The 326-nt window shown below is 70.9% G+C and carries 1 protein-coding gene; it reads left to right on the top strand.

Annotation, left to right across the window (positions count from 1 at the left end; translation table 11 throughout):
* Positions 1-326: VCBS domain-containing protein (locus JNB71_RS24290; RefSeq protein WP_220374320.1), on the top strand; the 326-nt coding region annotated here is incomplete at both ends.

The following is a 326-nucleotide window of genomic DNA, read 5'->3' on the forward strand; positions in this document are numbered from 1 at the left end:
CGGTCACCGACGACCGGGCAACCGTCGAGGCGGGGCAGGCCGGCAGCGGCGATCCGACTGCGTCCGGCAAGCTGACGGTCAGCGACGTCGACGACGGCGAGGCGGTGTTTGCCGCCCCGGCCACGCTCGACGGCACCTATGGCAGCTTCTCCTTCGATGCCGCCACCGGCAGCTGGACCTATACGCTCGACAACGACCGGGCGGCGACGCAAGCGCTCAACCAGGGCGACGCCGTCAGCGACACGCTGAGCGTCACCTCGCTCGACGGCACCGCCAGCCACAACATCGTCGTCGCCATCACCGGCGCCAACGACGCGGCGTCGATC

Source organism: Rhizobium herbae, assembly GCF_019511375.1.
GTDB lineage: Bacteria > Pseudomonadota > Alphaproteobacteria > Rhizobiales > Rhizobiaceae > Pararhizobium > Pararhizobium herbae_A.